Genomic DNA, 17,888 nt, shown 5'->3' with positions numbered 1-17,888 from the left:
CGGGGCGGCGGGTGCGCCCCTGTGCCCCGGCCGGACCGTCACGTCACGCCTCGTCGTTGACCCACGACATGAGCTTGCGCAGCTCCTTGCCGGTGGTCTCCAGCAGGTGGTTCTCGTCCTGCGTCTTGTACTCGTTGTACTTCTTCAGACCGCCGTGGTACTCGTCCATCCAGTTCTGGGCGAACGTGCCGTCCTGGATCTCGGCGAGGACCTGCTTCATCTCGGCCTTGGTGGCGTCGGTGATGATGCGCGGACCGGTGACGTAGTCGCCCCACTCGGCGGTCTCGGAGACCGACCAGCGCATCTTCTCCAGGCCACCCTCGTACATGAGGTCGACGATCAGCTTCAGCTCGTGCAGGCACTCGAAGTAGGCGATCTCCGGCTGGTAGCCCGCCTCGACCAGCGTCTCGAAGCCGGCCTTGACCAGCGCCGAGGTGCCACCGCACAGCACGGCCTGCTCACCGAACAGGTCGGTCTCGGTCTCCTCGGTGAAGGTCGTCTTGATGACGCCGGCGCGGGTGCCGCCGATGGCCTTGGCGTAGGACAGGGCCAGCTCGAAGGCGTTGCCGGTGGAGTCCTGCTCGACGGCCGCGATCGCGGGGACGCCGCGGCCCTCCTCGTACTGGCGGCGCACCAGGTGGCCCGGGCCCTTCGGGGCGACCAGGGCGACGTCCACGCCGGCCGGCGGCTTGATGAAGCCGAAGCGGATGTTGAAGCCGTGGGCGAAGAACAGCGCGTCGCCGTCCTTCAGGTTCGGGGCGATGGACTCCTCGTAGACCTGGGCCTGGATCGGGTCCGGGATGAGGATCATGATGACGTCGGCCTCGGCGGCGGCCTCGGCCGGGCTCGCCACGCGCAGCCCCTGCTCCTCGGCCTTCGCCTTGGACTTGGAGCCCTCGTGCAGACCCACGCGGACGTCGACACCCGAGTCGCGCAGCGACAGGGCGTGGGCGTGGCCCTGGCTGCCGTAACCGATGACCGCGACCTTGCGGCCCTGGATGATGGACAGGTCGGCGTCGGCGTCGTAGAACAGCTCGGCCACTTTGGGTTCTCTCCTTGGGGTGCGGGTGTTGCGTCCCACCGTATGACGGCGGGCGGAAGGAAGGATTCGGGGTCTCGGTATACGGGCGGCCGTTGTCCCCCGGCCGCCCGGAACCGTCGTTATGCCGACCGGTCGAGGGCGCGCAGCGACCGGTCGGTGATCGAACGGGCACCGCGTCCGATCGCGATCGTGCCGGACTGGACCAGTTCCTTGATGCCGTACGGCTCCAGCATCTTGAGCATGGCCTCCAGCTTGTCGCTGCCGCCGGTGGCCTCGATGGTCACGGCCTCGGGGGAGACGTCGACGGTCTTGGCCCTGAACAGCTGGACGATCTCGATGATCTGCGAGCGCGTCTCGTTGTCGGCGCGCACCTTCACCAGAACGAGTTCACGCTGAACGGCCGAACCCGGCTCCAGCTCGACGATCTTCAGCACGTTGACGAGCTTGTTGAGCTGCTTGGTGACCTGTTCGAGCGGGAGTGCCTCGATCACGTTCACCACGATCGTGATGCGGGAGATGTCGGGGTGCTCGGTCACGCCGACGGCGAGGGAGTCGATGTTGAAGCCCCGCCGCGAGAACAGGGCGGTGATCCGGGCGAGGACACCGGGCTTGTTCTCGACCAGGACGGAGAGCGTGTGCTTGGACATTTGTCTTTCGTCTCTCTCGCTCAGTCGTCTTCGTTGTCGCCGAAGTCGGGGCGGACGTCCCGGGCGAACATGACCTCGTCGTTCGAGGTGCCGGCGGCGACCATCGGCCACACCATGGCGTCCTCGTGGACGATGAAGTCGACCACGACCGGGCGGTCGTTGATCGAGTTCGCCTCCTCGATGACCTTGTCGAGGTCGTCCGGGGACTCGCAGCGGATCGCGTAACAGCCCATCGCCTCCGACAACTTGACGAAGTCGGGGATGCGGGTGCCCGCGCTCGGCTGCTTGCCGTCCGCCTCCGGGCCGCTGTGCAGCACGGTGTTGGAGTAGCGCTGGTTGTAGAACAGGGTCTGCCACTGGCGGACCATCCCGAGGGCGCCGTTGTTGATGATGGCGACCTTGATCGGGATGTTGTTCAGGGCGCAGGTGGTGAGTTCCTGGTTGGTCATCTGGAAGCAGCCGTCGCCGTCGACCGCCCAGACCGTCTGGTCCGGGGCTCCGGCCTTGGCCCCCATCGCGGCCGGCACCGCGTAGCCCATCGTCCCGGCGCCGCCGGAGTTCAGCCAGGTCGCGGGCTTCTCGTACTGGATGTAGTGCGCGGCCCACATCTGGTGCTGGCCGACGCCCGCGGCGAAGATCGTGCCCTCCGGCGCGAGCTGCCCGATGCGCTCGATGACCTGCTGCGGGGAGAGCGAGCCGTTGTCGGGCTGCTCGTAGCCGAGCGGGTAGGTGTCCCGCCAGCGGTTGAGGTCCTTCCACCAGGCGGTGTAGTCGCCGCGGTGGCCCTCGCTGTGCTCTTTCTGCACGGCCTGGACCAGGTCGGCGATGACCTCGCGGGCGTCCCCGACGATCGGCACGTCGGCGGTGCGGTTCTTGCCGATCTCGGCCGGGTCGATGTCGGCGTGGACGATCTTCGCGTACGGCGCGAAGCTGTCCAGCTTGCCGGTGACACGGTCGTCGAAGCGGGCTCCGAGGGCGACGATCAGGTCGGCCTTCTGCAGCGCGGTGACGGCGGTGACCGCACCGTGCATGCCCGGCATTCCCACGTGCAGCTCGTGACTGTCGGGGAATGCGCCGAGCGCCATCAGGGTGGTGGTGACGGGCGCTCCGGTGAGTTCGGCGAGGACCTTCAGCTCGGCGGTGGCCCGTGCCTTCAGCACGCCGCCGCCGACGTACAGGACGGGCCGCCTGGCGGAGGTGATCAGCTTCGCGGCCTCGCGGATCTGCTTGGCGTGCGGCTTGGTCACCGGGCGGTAGCCGGGCAGGTCCATGACCGGCGGCCAGGAGAAGGTCGTCTGCGCCTGCAGCACGTCCTTCGGGATGTCGACGAGGACCGGGCCGGGGCGGCCGGTCGAGGCGATGTGGAACGCCTCCGCGATCGTCTTCGGGATGTCCTCCGCCTTGGTGACGAGGAAGCTGTGCTTGGTGATCGGCATCGTGATGCCGACGATGTCCGCCTCCTGGAAGGCGTCCGTGCCGATCGCCTTGGTGACGACCTGGCCGGTGATCGCGACCAGCGGCACCGAGTCCATGTTCGCGTCGGCGATCGGCGTCACCAGGTTGGTGGCGCCGGGGCCGGAGGTCGCCATGCAGACGCCGACCTTTCCGGTGGCCTGCGCGTAACCGGTGGCCGCGTGACCGGCGCCCTGCTCGTGGCGGACCAGGACGTGGCGCAGCCGGGCGGAGTCCATCATCGGGTCGTACGCCGGCAGGATCGTGCCGCCGGGGATGCCGAATACCGTGTCGGCCCCGACTTCCTCGAGAGAGCGGATGAGGGACTTCGCACCCGTGACGCGCTCGGGCGCGGACTGTCCTCCGGATCGGGGCCGTGGCTGCGGCTGGTGGGCCCCGGTGGCCTGCTCGGTCATCGGCATTCTCTTCTCGATGCTGAGGGTTTTTGCGACGTTTGTGCGGTGTACGACGGTTGTACGGCAAGTGTCTGTGCAACAAAAAACCCCTCGTGCCGTGAGGCAAGCGAGGGGAGCGCGCCGGGAGGTGGTCGCTGGGAGTTCCGGGTCCGTCCGGACGTCACCAGCTTCAGCCGACGCGCTTTCCAAGTACGAGAATTCGGGTGCGCATGGCACTGACCCTCCCCCCGGCACGCACCACGTGTCAAGTGGGTGGGACGGGAGTCTCATTATGTGAGCGCAGCCCGGCGCCACCACCGAGAACGGCGGCCACCCCCCCGGTGTACACCTTCGGGGCGCCTCCCGCGAACACGGGTTCGGCGGGTCCGTCGGGCACCGGATAATGGCCGGAAGCGAGCGCCCGGCGCAGCCGGTACTCGTCCAGCGGCCCTGAGAAGGCCATGCCCTGCCCGTGGGTGCAGCCCATCGCGCGCAACGCCACGACCTGCTCCGGGAGGTCCACGCCGTCGGCCACGGACTGGAGCCCGAGATCGGCGGCGATCCTCAGCAGCCCACTGGTGATCTTGTGCAGCCGCGCGGACTCCACGACGCCCTCCACCAGCCCGCGGTCCAGCTTGAGGGCGTCGACGGGGAGGCGGCGCAGGGCGGTGATCGCCGCGTATCCGCTGCCGAAGCCGTCGAGCGCGATGCGTACGCCGAGCCTGCGCAGCGCGCTCAGCCGGCGCTCCAGCTCGTCGAGCGGGACCCGGGGGTCGGTGTCGGACAGCTCGATCACCAGGGAGCCGGACGGCAGCCCGTGCCGGGTGAGCAGGGCCTCGATCGAGCCGAACGGCATCGAACGGTCGAGCAGCCGGCGGGCGTTCATCCGGACCGCCACCGGCACGGCGTCCCCGGTCGCGGCGCGTTCGGCGGCCTGTTCGACGGCCTCCTCCAGCATCCACCGGCCCAGCTCGGCCGTCCGGTCGCCGTCCTCGGCCACCCGCAGGAACTCGGCGGGCGTGAACAGCACACCCTGGGAGGAGCGCCAGCGGGCCTGGGCGGTGACCGACGTGATCCGGCCGTCCTCCAGGCACACCACCGGCTGGTGCAGCAGCGCGAACTCCCCGTCGTGCAGTGCGGTCCGCAGCCGGGTGGCCAGCTCCGCCTTGCGTACGACGTCCTGCTGCATCTGTGGGGCGTACAGCTCGACCCGGCCCTTGCCGCCGGCCTTGGCGCGGTACATCGCGAGGTCGGCGTTGCGCAGCAACTCCCCCGCACCGAGGCCGGGTTCGGCGAAGGCGACGCCGATGGACGCGGCGACCCGGACGTCGTTGCCGTCGATGAGGTAGGGCTGCGAGAGGGTGATCCTCAGGCGGTCGGCGAGCTCCTGGATGTGGCGCTCGCGGGCGGCGCGGTCCCGGGTGCCGTCCCCGACGATCAGGGCGGCGAACTCGTCCCCGCCGAGCCGGGAGGCGGTGTCGCCGTACCGTACGGCGTCCTGGAGGCGGCGGGCGGCCTGGACGAGGAGTTCGTCCCCGGCCTGGTGTCCGATGGTGTCGTTGACCGCCTTGAAGCCGTCGAGGTCGATGAAGAGGACGGCCGTCCCGCGGTCGGAGGAGCGGCGGCCGGACAGGGCCTGCTGGACGCGCCGGGTGAACAGGGCGCGGTTGGGCAGGTCGGTGAGCGGGTCGTGCTCGGCGTTGTGCTGGAGCTGGGCCTGGAGCCGCACCCGCTCGGTGATGTCCCTGCTGTTGAAGATGAGACCGCCGTGGTGCCGGTTGACGGTCGACTCGACGTTGAGCCAGCCGCCGTCACCGGAGCGGAAGCGGCACTCGATGCGCGTAGTGGGCTCGTCCTGGGGGCTGGCGGCGAGGAACCGGCGCACCTCGTGCACCACGCAGCCCAGGTCCTCCGGGTGGATGAGGCCGGCCAGCTCGGTGCCGACGAGGTCCTCCGCCGGGCGGCCGTAGACCCCGGCGGCGGCCGGCGAGACGTACCGCAGGATGCCGTTGGGGGCGGCGATCATGATGACGTCGCTTGAGCCCTGCACCAGGGAGCGGAAGTGGTTCTCCTTCTGCGCCAGTTCCTGGGTGAGGGTGATGTTGTCGAGCAGCATGATGCCCTGCCGCACCACGAGGGCGAGCACCACGGTGCCGCCGGTCAGCAGCACCACGCGGTCCACGCTGTTGCCGTTGAGGACGTTGTAGAGGATGCCCAGGGTGCAGACGGCGGCGGCGAGATACGGGGTGAGGGCGGCCAGCGAGCCGGTGATGGGCCGGGTGGCCGGATACCGGCCGTGATCGCCTCCCTGCGGGGGCGCGTGGTGGGGCGGGCCGGTGCGCTGCCCGGGCAGGTGCTCGCGCACCACGCGGGTGTGCGGGTCGTCGGCCGCGGCGGTTCCGCGCGGGGCGGCCCAGGGGGCGTAGGCGAGGAGCAGCGAGCCGGCGAACCAGCCCGCGTCGAGCAGTTGCCCGGAGCGGTAGTCGTTGTGCAGCAGCGGTGAGGTGAACAGGGCGTCGCACATCACCGTGAGGGCGAGGGCACCGATCGCGGTGTTCACCGCCGTGCGGTTGCCCGGTGAGCGCCGGAAGTGCAGCGCGAGCACCATGCTGACCAGGGCGATGTCCAGCAGCGGGTAGGCGAGGGAGAGGGCGGTGTGCGCCACGCTCGGCCCCTCGGACTTGGCCGCCTGCGCGAGGGCCAGGCTCCAGGCGAGGGTGAGCAGTGAGCCGCCGATCAGCCAGGCGTCCAGGGCCAGACAGCCCCAGCCGGCCTTGGTCACCGGCCGCTTGGCGAGCACCAGCAGGCCCACGATGGCGGGCGGCGCGAAGCACAGGAAGAACAGGTCGGCGTAGCTGGGGCTGGGCACGGGCCGGCCCAGGACGACCTCGTACCACCCCCAGACCAGGTTGCCGAGGGACGCCATCGCCGAGGAGAGCGCGAACAGCAGCCAGGCGGGCCGGAAGCGGATGCGGCGGTTGCGGGTGTAGAGGAAACAGGAGACTGCGGCGGTGGCGGCGGCGGCGCTCAGCCCGAAGTCGCCCATGATCAGCGCGGCTTCGCTGGAACCCCAGCCGAGCGCGGCGCCGACGGCGTATCCCGCGCAGACCAGGGCGAGGACGAGTTGCTGCACCAGGCCGCTCCCGCCGTCGGGGGCGGGCGGCCGGGGCAGCCGGGCCCTCGGCGCGCTCGGTGCGGGCTGCGCCCGCAGCGCTCCGTGCAGCGTGGTCGTGGGGGGCGGGGGCGAACTCACCGGGCCCTCCCGGTCCGCGCCGCTCCCGGGTCCCGGGGATCCCGGTGCGCCGGATGGGCATGCCTGCGGCGGCTGGTCGGGCGACGGTGGTGAGGGCTCTGCCGCCCGCCGTGACCGGTCGGCCGGCTGTCGGGGCCGCTGTGGTGACCGCGTCGGCGCACGGTCGTGCGCCAGGGTCGTCGCCGGCGGCCTCGCCGCGTCGGATCGTTCGTCCATAGGCCGTGCATCGCCCGTCGCCCCCCTCACAGTCTGCAATGTCCATCCCCGGCGCCGAACGGTGCGCGGCGCAGCCCCTGTCGGGACGATACACCAGTCTCGTCACTCAGGGACATAGTTCCTCTACGCTCCGTGACGGTTCGGGCCGCCGCGCGTACGGACCGCGTCCACAGGGTTGCGGAGGGTACGGGAAACGGATTACACGCCCGTTGCGCGCGCCCTGCGGACCGCGCGCGCGAGGCTCGTCCCGCAGGCGTCACGCATCGCTCGCGCCCGTCGTCAGGATCACGTTGCGCAACGGCTCCCGGTTCACGAACCGGCCCAACTGGTCCACCAGCAACCGTTTGGCGCGCGGCAGGAACGCGGACGTGGGCCCACCGACGTGCGGGCTGACGAGCACGCCCGGCGCCTGCCAGAGCGGGTGCCCCGGCGGCAGCGGCTCGGGGTCGGTGACGTCGAGGGCCGCGGTGAGGCGCCCGGACTCCAGCTCGGCGAGCAGCGCCGCGGTGTCGACGACCGGACCGCGGGCCACGTTGACCAGCAGGGCTCCGTCCTTCATCCGGGCCAGGAACGCGGCGTCGGCCAGGTGCCGGGTGTCCTCGGTGAGCGGCGTGGACAGGACGACGACGTCCGCCTCCGGCAGCAGGGCGGGCAGGTCGGTGAGTGGGTGCACCGGTCCGCGCGCCGAGGTGCGCCCTGAGCGCGCGACGCGCGCCACCCGCGCGAGCTCGAAGGGCGCGAGCCGGTCCTCGATGGCCGCTCCGATCGAGCCGTAGCCGACGATGAGGACGCTCCGGTCGGCCAGCGCGGGCCGGAACCCGCCCAGCCACTCCCCCCGGTCCTGGGCCCGGACGAAGTCGGGGACACCGCGCAGCGAGGCGAGGACCAGGGTGAGGGTGAGTTCGGCGGTGCTCGCCTCGTGCACCCCACGGGCGTTGCACAGCCGTACGCCGGACGGCAGGTCGCCGAGGGCGGGCTCCACGTGGTCGATGCCGGCCGACAGCGTCTGCACGACCCGCAGGCCGGTCATCGCGGGCAGGGGCCGCCGGCCCACGTCGGCGGGCTTCATGTAGGGGACGACGTAGAACGCGCAGTCGGCGGGGTCCGCCGGGAAGTCGTCGCCGCCGTCCCAGTAACGGTAGTCCGGGCCCTTCGGCAGCCCTTCGATCTCGTCCGGCCGGATGGGGAGCCACACGTCATTGCTCATGGTGGGGAGGCTATGTCAGGCACACGTCGGCACAGAGGTTAGGTTGGTGGGTCTGTACAGGGAGGGTCACGGGCAGGTGGAGCGCAGGACGATCGGCGCGGCGGCGCTCGCGGTGGGAGCCGTCGGACTCGGGTGCATGCCGATGAGCTGGGCCTACAGCGGGTCGCGGCAGCGGGGGGAGCAGTCGCTCAGGACGGTGCACCGGGCGCTGGACGAGGGCTCGAACCTGCTCGACACCGCCGACATGTACGGCCCGTTCACCAACGAGCTGCTGGTGGGGCGGGCGCTGAAGGAGCGGCGCGGGGACGCGTTCGTGTCGACCAAGGTCGGCTTGCTGGTGGGTGAGCAGCACGTGGTGGCCAACGGCCGCCCCGGCTATGTGCGCAGGGCGTGCGACGCCTCGCTGCGGCGGCTGCAGACGGACGTGATCGATCTCTACCAGCTGCACCGGGCGGACCCGGAGGTCCCCGTCGAGGAGACCCTGGGGCGCGATGGCGGAGCTCGTGCGGGCCGGAAAGGTACGGGCGCTCGGGCTGTGCGCGGTGGGCGCGCGGGGCGGCCGACGCTCCGGCGCCCACCTGCACGACGCGACGATCCGGCAGTTGCGGCGGGTGCAGCAGGTCTTCCCGGTGAGCGCGGTGCAGGCGGAGCTGTCGGTGTGGTCACCGGAGGCGCTGGAGGGACTGCTGCCCTGGTGCGAGGCGCGCGGGGTCGGTCTGCTGGCGGCGATGCCACTCGGCAACGGCTTCCTGACCGGCACCCTGACCCCGGGTGAGGGCTTCGAACCGGACGACGTCCGCGCCCGGCACCCCCGCTTCACCGCGGAGATGATGGCCGCGAACCAGCCGATCGTCGTGGGCCTGCGACGGGTGGCCCGTCGGCACGGCGAGCACGTCACCCCCGCCCAGGTCGCCCTGGCGTGGGTCCTGGCGCAGGGCCGGCACGTGGTCCCGGTGCCGGGCGCCAAGCGGGAGCGCTGGGTGACGGAGAACGCGGCCGCGACCGCGCTCCGCCTGACCCCCCAGGACCTCACGGAACTGTCCCGCCTGCCCCGGGCACTGGGGTCGTGGGACTGAGGCCGGACGGGATGGGGCCGAGGCGCCGGACCACCGGACCGAACCGGACTCACCGAGCCCAGCCCCGGGAACGCCGGACCACCGGACCGAACCGGACTCACGGGGCCCAGCCCCGGGAACGCCGGACCACCGGACCGAACCGGACTCACCGAGCCCAGCCCCGGGAACGCTGGACTCGCCGGGCCCGGGCCCGGGCCCGGCCCCGTCCACCGGTCCACCGGTCCACCGGTCCACCGGTCCACCGAACCGGACCGGACCGGCTGGGCGCAGCCCCCGGGCCGATGGCTCCGCCGGATCGACCCCGCCCGGAGCGGACCCCCCGGCCGGCAGAGCGCGCTCGTCCCTGTGGTTCGGGATCCGGGGAGCGGGAACCTGTGGGGCGCGAGCGGAGTATGTAGGGGAGAACCCGTCGCGTCGAAGGGACCCGATCGTGCAACGTCGAGCTGTGTCGGCCGTCATGGCCGCGGCCGCGCTCCTGCTCGCGGCCGGCTGTTCCGGCGGTGGCGGAGGGGCGGCCGGGACCTCGGGAGGCGGCGGGAGCGCGTCGGCGGGCGGCGTGGACTCGCGCTCCCCTTCCTCGGTTTCCTCGGCGCGGGCCGGGTCGACGCCTCCCGCGAAGGGTTCGGTGCGGGTGCTCCGTACCGTCGCCGGGCACCTCAGGACGCCCTGGGGCCTCGCCGCCCTCCCCGACGGCGGCCTCCTGGTCTCCTCCCGGGACGACGGCACGATCACCCGGGTCGACGAGAAGACCGGCCGCAAGACCCTGCTCGGCGAGGTGCCGGGGGTGTCGGCGGCCGGGGAGGGCGGTCTGCTGGGCATCGCCCTGTCCCCCGACTACGCGGCCGACCACATGGTCTACGCCTACTTCACCTCGGCCTCGGACAACCGCGTCGTCCGTGTGCTGTACCAGCCGGAGAAGCCGGCCGGGGAGCAGCTGGGCGCCCCGGACACGGTCTTCAAGGGCATCCCGAAGGGGTTCATCCACAACGGCGGCCGGATCGCGTTCGGCCCCGACGGGATGCTGTACGCCGGCACGGGTGAGAGCGGCGACCGCGGCCTGGCCCAGGACCGGAAGTCCCTGGGCGGCAAGATCCTCCGGCTGACCCCCGAGGGCGAGCCGGCCCCGGGCAACCCCTTCCCGGACTCCCCCGTGTACTCGTACGGCCACCGCAATGTGCAGGGCCTCGCCTGGGACGACCGGCAGCGCCTGTTCGCCTCGGAGTTCGGCCAGGACACCTGGGACGAGCTGAACGCGATCAAGCCGGGCGCCGACTACGGCTGGCCGAAGGCCGAGGGCAGGTCGAGCGACTCCGCGTACCAGAACCCCGTGGCCCAGTGGCACACCGACGACGCCTCGCCCAGCGGCATCGCCTACGCGCAGGGCTCGGTCTGGATGGCCGGCCTGAAGGGTGAGCGTCTGTGGCGCGTCCCGCTGAAGGGCACGGCCGCCTCGGCGGACCCGCAGGCGTTCCTGAAGGGCGAGTACGGCCGGCTGCGCACGGTGGTGTCGGCGGGCGGCGACCGGCTGTGGGTGACGACCAGCAACACGGACGGCCGGGGGGACCCGAAGGGCGGGGACGACCGGATCCTGGAGCTCCGGGTGAGCTGAGAGGGGCGTCCGGCCCCTTCGGCCTCGGGGCTTCGTTCTCAGTCCTCGGCCTCGGCGGCGGTCCCGGTGCCGGCCGCGGGCTCGGCGTCCGGGTCCTTCGGTCGCCGTACGACGACCTTTCCCGAGCCGAGGTCTATCGGGCCGCGTCCCGGGTCGCCGTCTCCGACGTCCTCCCGGGTCAGTTCGAGCCGTTTCTGCTCGTCGTGGGTGTGCTTTCGACCGGGTGCGAACAGTTCCTCGAACATGTTGAACACGGCGCCTCCCCTGCCGGTCCCTGCCAGCGTACGCCTCAGCCCGCCGAGGGGGCCTCGACGACCTCCGTCGGGAACAGTCCCAGACGGTGGGCCACCGCCGCGGCCTCACCCCGCCCGGAGACGCCGAGCTTGCCCAGGATGTTCGAGACGTGGACGCTCGCCGTCTTCGGTGAGATGAACAGTTCCCCGGCGATCTGGCGGTTGGTCCGGCCGGCCGCCACGAGTCGCAGCACGTCCCGTTCCCGGCCGGTCAGGCCGAGGGCCTCGACCGGGTCCGCGGGTGCCTGCGGCCGGGCCGGCGCGGAGGTGAGGGTGAGGCGGGCGCGCTGGGCGAGCAGGGTGACGGCGTCGGCCAGCGGACGGGCCCCGAGGTGGTCGGCGACGGCGTGGGAGAGCCGGAGCAGTTCGGTGGCGCGGTCGCGTTCCTCGTCGCCGCCGGCCGCGAGCAGGGCCTCGGCGAGGCGGTGCCGGACGCGGGCGAGGCCGTGGGGGTTCTCCAGTTCCTCGAAGGCCGCGACCACCTCCGTCCAGGCGTCGACGGACGCCCGGCCTTCCGCCCGGTCGAGTTCGGCACGGACCCACCGGTCGTGGGCGAGCCAGACCGGGGCGCCGGTGGTGGTCTTCCGGGCGGCCTCCAGGATCTGTTCGAGGACGGCGGCGCGCCCCTCGGCCAGCGCGGGCAGCGGCGGGGCGTCGGCCTCGGCGGTGGCCGCGGCAAGGAGCAGGGGCCAGGCGTAGCGCTGGGTGCCGATGGGGAACCCGGCGTCCAGGGCGCCGGCGAGCGCGGCCCGGGCGTCGAGGAGCCGGCCCTCGCCGGCCGCGATGCCGATGCAGAGGTACGCCAGCGGTATCGAGTGCGCGGGGGCGGTGCCCTGGGTGCCCAGATGTTCGCGAACGTAGGCGACGTGGCGGGCGGCCTCGGCCACGTCACCCCGGTCCAGGGCGAGTTGGGCCAGGACGAGGGCGCTTCCGGCGTGGGGTTTGGCGTCGCGTCCCAGCCGCAGCGCGCGCTCGGCGGCCTCGACGGCCTCGTCCCAGCGGCCGAGCGAGTAGAGCGACTCGGAGAGGTTGCCCCACACCCACGCCTCGGAGTCCCGCAGGCCGAACTTGCGGGTGCCGACGGCGCCTTCCTCCAGGAGGGCGACCGCTTCCCTGGAGCGGCCGACCGCTTCGAGTTCGGCGGGCAGGTTCACATAGGCCCGGCCCAGGACGAAGGGGCTGTCCGCCTCCAAGGCCCGCTTCTTGACCTCGTACAGCTGCGCGAGGCCGGCGTCGACGTCGCCCGCGTCGACCATGAGGACGCCCAGTGTGAGGCGGGCGTTGAGCTCGATCTCGTGCGCGCCCACCATCCGGGCGTACTCCACGGCCCGCTCGGCGGCGGACAGGGCCTCCGGGCCGGGCGCGTGCATCATCGACCAGCTGGCGACGGTGCCCAGCACCTCGGCGTGCACCTCGGAGGGCGGCATGCCGCGCACCAGTTCCTGGGCGGTGGACAGTTCGGCCCAGCCGTCGCCGGCGTGGGTCCGCGCCTGGACGAGCCGGGAGCGCTGCACCCAGAACCAGGCGGCGCGCAGCGGGTCGTTCTCGTCCTCCAGGAGTCGCAGCGCCCGCTTGGTGATCTTGAGGGCGCGTTCGCGTTCCCCGCACAGCCGGCCGGCGACGGCGGCCTGGGCCAGCAGGTCGAGGTAGCCGAGCGGGGTGGTCTGCGGGTCGCCGCCGCCCGGCGGGAGCGCCTCCGGGTGGCCGGCCGGGCGCAGCCGGGCCCGCACGTCCGGCGGCGCGGCGTCCCACAGCTCCATCGCCCTTTCGAGCAGCCGCAGTTGCTCGCTGTAGGCGTGCCGGCGACGGGCGACGGCCGAGGCGTCCAGGACGGCGGGGAGGGCCTTGGCCGGGTCATGGGCGTGGTACCAGTAGCTGGCCAGGCGCAGGACCCGTTCGTCGGCGGGGACGAGCGTCGGGTCGGCCTCCAGGGCTTCGGCGTAGCGGCGGTTCAGGCGGGAGCGCTCACCGGGCAGGAGGTCGTCGCTGACGGCCTCGCGGACCAGGGAGTGCCGGAAGCGGTAGCCGTCGCCGTCGGGCGCGGCGAGCAGGATGTGGGCGTTGACGGCGGCCCGCAGCGCCTCGATGAGGTCGTCCTCGGCGAGCCGGGCGACGGCGGCCAACAGCCGGTACTCGACGGTGGAGCCGCCCTCGGCGACGATCCGGGCGACCCGCTGGGCGCTCTCCGGCAGTCCTTCCACGCGGACGAGCAGCAGGTCGCGCAGGGAGTCGGTGAGGCCGGTGCAGCAGCCCTCGTGGACGGCGACGGCGAGTTCCTCGACGAAGAACGCGTTGCCGTCGGAGCGTTCGAAGATGTCGTCCACGTGGGCCGGGTCGGGTTCGCGGGCGAGGATGCCGGCGATCTGACGGCCGACCTCGGCACGGTTGAACCGCCCGAGCTCGACCCGGCGGACGGTGCGCAGCCGGTCGAGTTCGGCGAGCAGGGGGCGCAGCGGGTGGCGGCGGTGGATGTCGTCGGCGCGGTAGGTGGCGAGGACGACGAGACGGCCGGTGCGCAGGGTGCGCAGGAGGTAGGCGAGCAGGTGGCGGGTGGAGGCGTCGGCCCAGTGCAGGTCCTCCAGGGCGACGACGACCGTGCGGTCGGCGGCGACGCGCTCCAGGAGGCGGGCGGTGAGCTCGAAGAGGCGGGCCATGCCCTCCTCGTCGTCGCGGCGCGCGCCGCGGGCGGTGGCCGGCTCGCCGAGTTCGGGCAGCAGCCGGGCCAGTTCCTCGTCCTGCCCGGCGGCCGCGGCGTCGAGTTCGCCGGGCAGTGCGCGGCGCAGGGCGCGCAGCGCGGTGGAGAACGGGGCGAACGGCAGTCCGTCGGCGCCGATCTCGACGCAGCCGCCGAGCGCGACGACGGCGCCCTGCCGGCAGGCGGCGGTGGCGAACTCCTCGACGAGGCGGGTCTTGCCGACCCCGGCCTCGCCGCCGAGCAGCAGCGCCTGCGGCTCGCCCGCGGCGGCGCGGGCGAGCGCGTCGTTCAGCGCCCGCAGTTCCTCGGCGCGGCCGACGAACACCGGACTGACGGATCTGGTTTCCACGGGCCCGAGCATCGCACGGGGTGTGGTCGGCGGTGCACCGGTTTTCGTGAGGACGGCCGTCACGGCCGCCGCGGCGAGGGGCGGCCGTGACGGCCTTCCGACGGCCTGCGGTGTCGTACGGCCGGGCCGCCGTGCCCCGGCGCTCACGCGGTGCGCGGCAGCCGGGGCCGGCGCGGACGGCCGGTATGCACCTCGCCCTCGGCGGCCCGTCGGGCGGCCTCGCGGCGGGCGGCGCGGCGGCCGCGGACGACCTCGCGGGCCAGCCGCTCGTCCTCGGCCCGGCGGATCAGTTCGGCGGACCGCAGCTGCTGGAGCTCGTACTCGTACATGGTGTGTCCTCTGGGGGAGTCGGTGTGGCCTCGCTCGGTGCGATGGCTCAACCTTCGTCCGCCAGGGGGGTCCGCCACATCGGGAGAGTTCCGCATCTTCCGCGGCGCGGGGGGCCTTAGACGTGCGTGAGGGGCCTCGGGTCCGTCCGTAAGGTGCTCACGGACGCCCTAAGGCCCCTCAGGAACTGCTGCCGCTCAGGTCGCCGACGGCAGGCCGAGCAGGACGTCGGTGTACTTCAGGACGGCCAGGAGCAGGCCGATGACGCCGAGCGCGACGCCGCCCCAGGCCACCGACTTGATCCACGGCGCCTGCGGCCTGCCCGGGGCGCCGAACGCGGGCCGGGCGAGGACGACCACGCCGACGAGCAGCGCGACCAGCGCGAACAGGCCGCCCCACAGCGCGGTGGTGTGCCAGGCGTCGCCGTAGATCTCCTTGACCTGGGTGGAGACGCTCGCGCTCTGCGAGGTCTTGAGCTGGCCGACGAGCGTCTCGCGGGCGGCGGCGACGGTGGCGATCCAGCCACCGGTGAGCGAGACGAGGCCGAGGGCCGCGGAGACGACCGCGCCGGCGCCCTGCCCGACACCGGCCGAGCCCTGGTCGCCGGCCGGGCCGGCGGCGAGGAGGTCGTCCTCGGTGTCTTCGGCGTCGTCTTCGGCGTCCGTGTCGTCGGCGCCGGCCGAGGCGGCCTCACCCGGGGTCGCGGCGGTCGCCGGGGCCGTCACCGGGGCCGCGGTCCGCGTGGCCTCGTCGGTCTTGGTGACCTTCACCTTCTCCTTGTCGGTCGTCGCCTCGGCGCCGGCTGCGGCGCCGGTCTCGTCCACTGTCTCGGTTCCCATGCTCCGCACCGTACGGACGGAGTCTGAGAGGTTCCTTAATGACCCCTGTGCGCGGCACCCGTGCCGGGCGGGACGGAGGTCGTCCGTCACCCGGACAGGTCGCGGGTGCCGGGCCGGCGCTCCCCCGCGAGTACGTCCGCCGCCTCGGCGTCCGTCGCGGCGGCCAGCCTCTCGTGGGCGGCCCGGCACTCCGGCGGTTCGATGCTGATGCGGGGCAGGTACCGGTCGAGCCGGCGCGGCAGCCACCAGTTGGCGCCGCCGAGCAGGTGCATGAGGGCCGGCACCAGGAGGGTGCGCAGGACGAACGCGTCCAGGGCGACGGCGGAGGCGAGCGCGATGCCGAACATGGCGATCACCCGGTCGCCGCTGAGCACGAAGGCGAGGAAGACGGAGATCATGATGACGGCGGCGGAGTTGATGACCCGGCTGGTCTCGGCGAGGCCGACCCGGACGGACCGCCGGTTGTCGCCGGTCTCCAGCCACTCCTCGTACATCCGGCTGACCAGGAAGACCTGGTAGTCCATGGAGAGGCCGAACAGCACCGACACCATGATCACGGGCAGGAAGGGTTCGATCGGGCCCGCGCGGCCCAGTCCCAGCAGTTCGCCGCCCCAGCCCCACTGGAAGATCGCGACGACCACCCCGAACGCGGCGGCCACGGCGACGATGTTCATCGCGGCGGCCTTCAGCGGTATCCCGACGGACCGGAAGGCCAGCAGGAGCAGCAGACAGCCGAGGCCGACGACGACCCCGACGAACAGCGGCAGCTTGCCGACGATGACGTCCGCGAAGTCGTCGTAACCGGCCGTCACCCCACCGACGTACAGGTCGAGCGAGGTGCCCGTCTCGGCGCGGGGCAGCACCTCGGTGCGCAGCCGGTCGACGAGCTCGCTGGTCCGCTGCGACTGGGGCGCCGACTCCGGGACGATCGTGAAGTACGCGGTGCTCCCGCCGGTGCCGTAGGTGACCGGGCTCACCGAGGCGACGCCCTCGGTGGTGCGGACGGCGGCGTCGAGGTTGTCGAGGGCGAGCTTGTCCTCGGCGCCGCCGACGTGCGTCACCAGCGTCAGCGGTCCGTTGACGCCGGGTCCGAAGCCCTTGCCGAGGAGGTCGTACGCCTGCCGTGTGGTGGACGACTCCGGGTCGTTGCCCTGGTCCGAGGTGCCGAGGTGGAGGGAGAGGGTGGGCAGCGCGAGCACGGCCATGACGACCAGGGCGACAGTGCCGAGGACTTTCGGGTGGCGTTCCACGAACGCCGACCAGCGGGCGGCGAACCCGGTCGGCAGCTCCGGCTGCGGCCCGTGCTCGGCCAGCCGGCGCCGCTCGCGCCGGCTCAGGGCGCGCGTCCCGACGAGGGACAGCAGCGCGGGGAGCAGGGTGACACCGGCCGCGACGGTCAGGACGACGGTCAGCGAGGCCGCGACGGCGACGCCGTTGAGGAAGCTCAGCCGCAGGATGAGCATGCCGAGCAGGGCGATGCACACGGTCGCACCCGCGAAGACGACGGCGCGTCCGGTGGTGGCCACCGCGTCGGTGGCGGCCTCGGCGACGGTGAGCCCGCGTTTGAGTCCGCGCCGGTGCCTGGTCACGATGAACAGGGCGTAGTCGATGCCGACGCCCAGGCCGATCAGCATGCCGAGCATGGGTGCGAAGTCGGCGACGGTCATGGCGTGTCCGAGCAGCCCGATCGCCGCGTAGGCGGTGCCGACGCCGATCAGCGCGGTCGCGATGGGCAGGCCGGCGGCGGCGGGCGAGCCGAACGCGAGGAGCAGCACGACGGCGGCGACGACCACGCCGACGATCTCGGCGAGGTGCCCGCCGGACGACTCGGTCAGCGCGACGGCGGTGCCGCCCAGTTCGACCTGGAGGCCGTCACCGGCGGCGGCCGTGGCCGCGTGGACGACCGCCTCCGCCTGGGCCGGGGGGATGTCCTCGGCCCGGTGCTCGAAGACGACCGTGGCGTACGCGGTGTGGGCGTCGGCGCTGATCCGGCGCGCGCCCTGGCCCTCGTAGGGGCCGGTGACGGAGGCCACGCCGGGCAGTTCCGCGATCGTGCCGAGGGTCGCGGTCATCGTCTGCTCGACGGCGGCGGCGCGGACGGTCCCGGCCGTGGTGTGCCACACGACCGTGTCGCTGTCGCCGCCCAGCCCGGGGAAGCCCTCCTGGAGCAGTCGGGCCGCGCGGCCCGACTCGGTGCCGGGGACCTCGTAGTCGTTGGAGTACGCGGAGCCGGCGACGGCGGCGGCCGTGCTCACCCCGCCGCAGGCGAGCAGCCAGATCAGGACCGCGACGAGGCGGTGGCGGACACACCAGCGGGCGAGGGCTGCCACGTACGTGCTCCCGGGGTGGAGGTGTGGATCTTTGACCGGGAACAGTGGTTCACGACATGAACGGCCCGCAAAGAACGCATGAGCGATGCGAGAACCACTCTTGCAGGCAGAAATGATCGTTTTTCGCATTCGTGTGCTTGTTCACAGGAGTGCGAGGC

The 17,888-nt window shown here is 72.8% G+C and carries 11 protein-coding genes and 1 pseudogene; 2 read left to right on the top strand and 10 right to left on the bottom strand.

Translation table 11 applies throughout. The features are described from left to right. Window positions 1–43: 43 nt before the first annotated feature. From ilvC to ABZT03_RS24095, 5 genes are all read right to left on the bottom strand, one after another. Window positions 44–1,042 (bottom strand): ketol-acid reductoisomerase, encoded by a 999-nt coding sequence (ilvC, locus tag ABZT03_RS24115; RefSeq protein ID WP_356042488.1) that lies wholly within the window; start codon window positions 1,040–1,042, stop codon window positions 44–46. A 119-nt stretch (window positions 1,043–1,161) separates the two neighbouring features. After that, window positions 1,162–1,689 (bottom strand): acetolactate synthase small subunit, encoded by a 528-nt coding sequence (gene ilvN / locus ABZT03_RS24110; RefSeq protein WP_356042486.1) that lies wholly within the window; start codon window positions 1,687–1,689, stop codon window positions 1,162–1,164. A gap of 20 nt (window positions 1,690–1,709) precedes the next feature. Then, complete coding sequence (locus ABZT03_RS24105; protein WP_356042484.1) at window positions 1,710–3,563, bottom strand: acetolactate synthase large subunit; 1,854 nt, start codon at window positions 3,561–3,563, stop codon at window positions 1,710–1,712. 238 nt (window positions 3,564–3,801) lie between these two features. Then, window positions 3,802–6,789 (bottom strand): EAL domain-containing protein, encoded by a 2,988-nt coding sequence (locus ABZT03_RS24100; RefSeq protein ID WP_356042482.1) that lies wholly within the window; start codon window positions 6,787–6,789, stop codon window positions 3,802–3,804. A gap of 472 nt (window positions 6,790–7,261) precedes the next feature. Then, window positions 7,262–8,212: a 2-hydroxyacid dehydrogenase gene (locus ABZT03_RS24095; RefSeq protein WP_356042480.1), complete on the bottom strand. Its 951-nt coding sequence runs from the start codon at window positions 8,210–8,212 to the stop codon at window positions 7,262–7,264. 76 nt (window positions 8,213–8,288) lie between these two features. Here ABZT03_RS24095 and ABZT03_RS24090 point away from each other — a divergent pair. Together ABZT03_RS24090 and ABZT03_RS24085 are read left to right on the top strand one after the other, a co-directional pair. Continuing rightward, window positions 8,289–9,288: pseudogene (locus tag ABZT03_RS24090) on the top strand (aldo/keto reductase). 457 nt (window positions 9,289–9,745) lie between these two features. Beyond that, a complete protein-coding gene (locus ABZT03_RS24085) occupies window positions 9,746–10,897 on the top strand; it encodes a PQQ-dependent sugar dehydrogenase (protein ID WP_356042528.1) in 1,152 nt (383 codons plus the stop codon). Window positions 10,898–10,935: 38 nt separating this feature from the next. Here ABZT03_RS24085 and ABZT03_RS24080 read toward each other — a convergent pair whose 3' ends face one another. The 5 genes from ABZT03_RS24080 to ABZT03_RS24060 form a co-directional block, all read right to left on the bottom strand. Continuing rightward, window positions 10,936–11,151, bottom strand: coding sequence for a DUF6191 domain-containing protein (locus ABZT03_RS24080; RefSeq protein WP_356042478.1), 216 nt, complete (start codon window positions 11,149–11,151; stop codon window positions 10,936–10,938). Window positions 11,152–11,186: 35 nt separating this feature from the next. Then, window positions 11,187–14,246, bottom strand: a complete 3,060-nt coding sequence (locus ABZT03_RS24075) for an AAA family ATPase (RefSeq protein WP_356042476.1) — start codon at window positions 14,244–14,246, stop codon at window positions 11,187–11,189. Window positions 14,247–14,377: 131 nt separating this feature from the next. Then, window positions 14,378–14,563 carry a hypothetical protein gene (locus tag ABZT03_RS24070; RefSeq protein WP_356042474.1) on the bottom strand — a complete coding sequence of 62 codons (186 nt, stop codon included), beginning with the start codon at window positions 14,561–14,563 and terminating at the stop codon, window positions 14,378–14,380. 195 nt (window positions 14,564–14,758) lie between these two features. Beyond that, entirely contained in the window at window positions 14,759–15,400 is a 642-nt protein-coding gene (locus ABZT03_RS24065; RefSeq protein ID WP_356042473.1) for a hypothetical protein, read from the bottom strand. Window positions 15,401–15,486: 86 nt separating this feature from the next. Continuing rightward, the gene (locus ABZT03_RS24060; protein ID WP_356042472.1) at window positions 15,487–17,730 is read right to left on the bottom strand and encodes an MMPL family transporter; all 2,244 of its coding nucleotides are present in this window, start codon (window positions 17,728–17,730) and stop codon (window positions 15,487–15,489) included. Window positions 17,731–17,888 lie beyond the last annotated feature (158 nt).

The organism is Streptomyces sp. NPDC005574 (assembly GCF_040605435.1).
GTDB lineage: Bacteria > Actinomycetota > Actinomycetes > Streptomycetales > Streptomycetaceae > Streptomyces.
Note: the sequence above shows the minus strand (reverse complement) of the source record. Positions and strands in the feature narration are given on the sequence as shown.

Bases quoted from the DNA above. Each gene is read 5' to 3' on its own strand.
- ilvN (WP_356042486.1), bottom strand. From the start codon at position 1,689: ATGTCCAAGCACACGCTCTCCGTCCTGGTCGAGAACAAGCCCGGTGTC.
- ABZT03_RS24105 (WP_356042484.1), bottom strand. From the start codon at position 3,563: ATGCCGATGACCGAGCAGGCCACCGGGGCCCACCAGCCGCAGCCACGG.
- ABZT03_RS24095 (WP_356042480.1), bottom strand. From the start codon at position 8,212: ATGAGCAATGACGTGTGGCTCCCCATCCGGCCGGACGAGATCGAAGGG.
- ABZT03_RS24085 (WP_356042528.1), top strand. From the start codon at position 9,746: ATGGCCGCGGCCGCGCTCCTGCTCGCGGCCGGCTGTTCCGGCGGTGGC.
- ABZT03_RS24075 (WP_356042476.1), bottom strand. From the start codon at position 14,246: ATGCTCGGGCCCGTGGAAACCAGATCCGTCAGTCCGGTGTTCGTCGGC.
- ABZT03_RS24070 (WP_356042474.1), bottom strand. From the start codon at position 14,563: ATGTACGAGTACGAGCTCCAGCAGCTGCGGTCCGCCGAACTGATCCGC.
- ABZT03_RS24065 (WP_356042473.1), bottom strand. From the start codon at position 15,400: ATGGGAACCGAGACAGTGGACGAGACCGGCGCCGCAGCCGGCGCCGAG.